This is a genomic window from Oleiphilus sp. HI0123 (assembly GCF_001635315.1).
In genome coordinates this window covers 1-4,102 of sequence record NZ_LWGE01001192.1, presented here as the reverse complement: position 1 = coordinate 4,102, position 4,102 = coordinate 1, and the positions used below count along the sequence as shown (strand labels likewise).

The 4,102-nt window shown below is 44.3% G+C and carries 3 protein-coding genes; 2 read left to right on the top strand and 1 reads right to left on the bottom strand.

The features are described 5' to 3' along the window. A partial coding sequence (locus A3761_RS13285) for a hypothetical protein (RefSeq protein WP_156491836.1) occupies nucleotides 1–2,003 on the bottom strand: 2,003 nt, incomplete at its 3' end. Between the two features lie 223 nt (nucleotides 2,004–2,226). Here A3761_RS13285 and A3761_RS13280 point away from each other — a divergent pair. Beyond that, a complete protein-coding gene (locus tag A3761_RS13280; protein WP_068553492.1) occupies nucleotides 2,227–3,909 on the top strand; it encodes a flagellar hook-length control protein FliK in 1,683 nt (560 codons plus the stop codon). Next, the coding region (locus A3761_RS13275) for an EscU/YscU/HrcU family type III secretion system export apparatus switch protein (protein WP_068750331.1) at nucleotides 3,906–4,102 on the top strand (197 nt) is incomplete at its 3' end. The genes A3761_RS13280 and A3761_RS13275, both read left to right, overlap by 4 nt.

The window sequence follows — 4,102 nt, the reverse complement described above, 5'->3', positions numbered from 1 at the left end:
AGCATGCGCACCCATTTACCATCTTCATCGCTTGCCTCAGTACGAATTGAGCCTGAGTCAAGACTAGCATCAGCACATACTCTAGTTAATACCTGATTAGGAGTGCAAAACAGTGCTGTAGATTCAAATTCGGTAAAAGAAGAGAAACACGTACCCTCTGCCAGATCAGCCCCCGTACATCGGTCACTCCCACCACCTTCTTGGGAACCCAGGTCACACTCAACACGAAGGTAGTTTTTATAACACTCATTACTTCTCACCGCTCCTGGAATCAAAGCACTGATATATACGTTGTTATTTTCAACAAAGTGCTCCAGAGCATATAGATCTGATTCAGCACCAAACATAACATGCTCACGTACTGATTTTGGCGCTGACAAAGACTGCTTATAAAAATAACGAACAATCAGATCTTTTTCGAGCATTGATGCAGATAACAACAAGCTGTCTTCAAAAATACTCACTTCATACTTATTCAAGGAATCTGCCAAGTACTGCATATAACCAACGAACTGGGCATCGTTCTCTGTATTATTCAACTCCCCCAAGTGCTCAAAAAACTCGGCAGAACAAATATTTCTGCCAGACTGGCTCACATCATGTTCTTCTTGAGTCTCACACAAGTCTGCAACATCCTGCTCCAACTGACAGCCGAGATCGGCATCACAATCCGTTATAAACTGCCAGGAAGAAGCCGTGACATCATGAGCGGCATTACAAGCATCATCCTCTTCGTCACAGCGCTGATAGTCGAATTGTGAAAACGTTTTCTTGCGTCTGTGTGCTTGTTCCTGATAGATAAATCCGTCATTTGTCTCAACAAGGTAGTCATGACTGACGCTATCAGGCGTAAATTGGTTTTGTAAAAATGGGTAGGTAAAAATCTTCCCTTCATCAATGATCACTAAGTCATCATCATCATGATACGCTTCTACTTCATAAATCCCTGGCTCGACACCCCCCGCGATATAAGGAGCATAGCTGCCGATATTTATTATCCGATCGGTCAATATTGTGCCGACATCACTCTGAGTCTTTGCAAAAAACTCTGTGCTTGCATCGACAACAAAAATATCCTGATTCATTTGGACCAGGTATTGATAATTATCCAAGGTACGTACATCAAAGAGATAAAATGGAGACGTAAACCCATTCGCGTCAATTGATGGGTAGGAAGCAAGCTCTCTGGTTTGCGACCATACAGAATTCCTGTCCTGGTCAAAAAACTCTAACTTCCTCAGCGCAAAGCTATAACCAAGGTAACCATAATTTAAAATATATTCCCCTGCATTATCCGGGTTATCAATCCAGCCAAACACTAACTTTGCTTTAGCCTGAGCTTCATCAACAATAAGCAACTCATCAGTAAGAGAGGGGTCTGTAAACGAAGCATCGAACTGATAGTTTAAGGGTAGTTCATAATATGTTCGACTTGCATCCATGTTTTCACACGCTGAACCGTCTTCCTCATCGACTGCGGTCACAACATAAACCGACTCCGCATGCCTAACCGAAAAGGTCTCAACGGTACCGGTACCGGAATCAGAAAGAGAAGAGACGACTAGCTCTTTTGGATGAATCTCACATATTTCATTCTTAAAGTGATTGATAGCCTTGAGTTCATTCGTTTCATGGTCAACTTTATAGACGGTATCGGTACTCACCAAGATTGAAATATCCGGCTTGGCTCCATTGCTATCGGAAGTATTCAGGCTCAAGATCATTCCTGATTCAGAGGAAAAAACTGCCTCATGCTGAATCGTCGAACTTTCTGTTTCTGGAGCACTGAAGGAATATAAGCCCAAACTGTCACTCACCTCGTCAGACGGGCGAGAGAAAAAAGTTTCGTCGATAGCAACATCTTGAAAATCTTGCCCCGGAGTAGAAGGTGGTGAAGTATCGTCTACTGTTTCTGGTGCCGTTTCTGCCACTCGCCCTTCGCAACCTGCCAGAACGATTGAAACACACCAAGCGAGAAATAATTTAAATGCCTGCTTTGTCATAACACCCTAATTTCCTATGAGCTAATCCATGTACCACTCTATTTCCTGAGACACTATTCAAAAACATCAGGAATATCTTTCCGTAATTCTATTTTTTGCGTCTCCATTATATCTGGGATAATCTGTGAAATAATCTATAAGCGTCTTGATTGGGAGCCTGTTCACAATAAAACCCTGTCCCAATCGAGATTTATTCTGGCAGCACCTGGGATACAGCAACGTCATGGACATCACACCAAAACCACCGTCAACGCCAGAGGTCGTCAGCAAAGGTACAAGCACTCTTTCTAGATCACAAATTACCAGCATTGAAGAGCTTAAACTGGTACCCGGTAAGCAATACCAGGCAACTGTTCAGCCCCCCCCCCCAAAAACTAACCAGGAACAGCCGGTAATCGAAGGAAAAGCAGCCACAGTAAACACTCACAGCAGTAAAGAATGGCTACTCAATATTAATGGCAAACTTGTCACAACCACCAGCAGCATTCCTTTAGAGATAGGTCAGACGCTATTAGTCAAGCTTGAAAGCTCATCAACACAACAGAGCAAGGCTTTGATCCTTGTCAGTCCGACTAATAGAAGCACAGCTCAAATCCCAGCAGACAAAGGCAGCATCAATACCGAAATACTATTAGGCACCTTAGCAAAACTGCTACCGAAGCAACTGTCTCTTGGTACCGGCTTCGCTGCCCTGAATGAGATGAGTAAAGCGACTTCGCAAACGCCGCCCATTTCTCAAAATCAAACAAAGGTAGCCAGCGCTCAACAAACCCAGCTCTCCCCTACACAAGGCTCATCGCCGCTTACTCGAAAAGTTGCGCTAGAAAGCATCGCAACACTGATCAAATCTCTTCCTCACGCAGAGCAGATCTCTCAAGCCAGCCGTCAAGGCGACACTCTAAGCTCTCCTGACACAATTAGAAACGCCTTAAAACACAGCGGTCTTTTCATGGAGTCACAGCTCAGTAACACCACCAACAAACAACAAATACTCGAGCAACTCCAAAACCTCAAAACCTTGAACAAAATAGCATTAGCGCAAGCAGACCAGACCAAACCTACTGCCAATAACCCGCTTTCTGGAACCCCCTCTCCTCAAAATACCAACCAAACAAGCTCTGCAGTCACGAAGCAAGCACTAGACATGCTGCAGCAACTTGTAAAGCAACATAGCAACACGGCAGCCGATCCAAGCCAAGACAAGACAATATCAAGCGATTTAAAAGCGACCCTGCTAGGCATTAGCCGAAACTTATTACCTGCCGCAAATAGCAGCGGCGAACAAAACCAGGCGATAGAGAAACTCCTTGGCAGCCTTTTAGAGCCTGAACTATTAACAACTCCCTTTAATTTTCCGCGCATCCAGTCCGACACAACAGCGAAGGCCAAAGCTCTTTTTGCCGAGCAAGAGTTTTCTACCGGGCAGCTTTTGAAAATACTTGCCGGAATGCTTAATCGTATTCAGTTCAACCAGTTGAACAGCCTCTTTCAAAGCCAAACCAGTGACGGCAATACACTTCAATCATGGTTTTTTGAATTGCCCGTGGTGAATGTCAACCAAGGGGTCACCACCTTCAGCCTGAGACTCGATAAGGAAAAAAGCGCCACTCAGAACCAGGAAGAGGAATCTGAGGACAAAGCATTGCAGTGGAAAATATCACTATCCTTCGACTTAGAAGGCCTGGGAGCAATATATATTCAAGTAAGCTTGCTCCCTCCTTCTATTTCATCCATTATCTGGGCAGATCAAGCCGATACTTTCGCGCTCGCGCAAAGGGAGAGCAAACATTTTAAGGAAAAGCTTTCAGAGCTAGGCCTAGAAGTAGGCGATATTATTTGCCAACAAGGCCTACCAGAACAACAGGCCACCAAGTTGACACAAAGCCTGGTAGATATTCAAGCATGAACAACAATAACAAAACCAGCTCGAAAACAAGAGCCATCGCGCTCAAGTACGATGAAGTTTCAGCGCCCAAACTTACTGCCAAAGGTGAGAATGAGCTCGCTGAGGAAATAATGCGCATTGCCGAAGAGCACGGCATACCTTTATACGAAAATAGTGAATTAGTCAGCATTTTGTCTAAACTAGAACTGGGAGA

Bases quoted from the DNA above. Each gene is read 5' to 3' on its own strand.
- A3761_RS13280 (WP_068553492.1), top strand. From the start codon at position 2,227: ATGGACATCACACCAAAACCACCGTCAACGCCAGAGGTCGTCAGCAAA.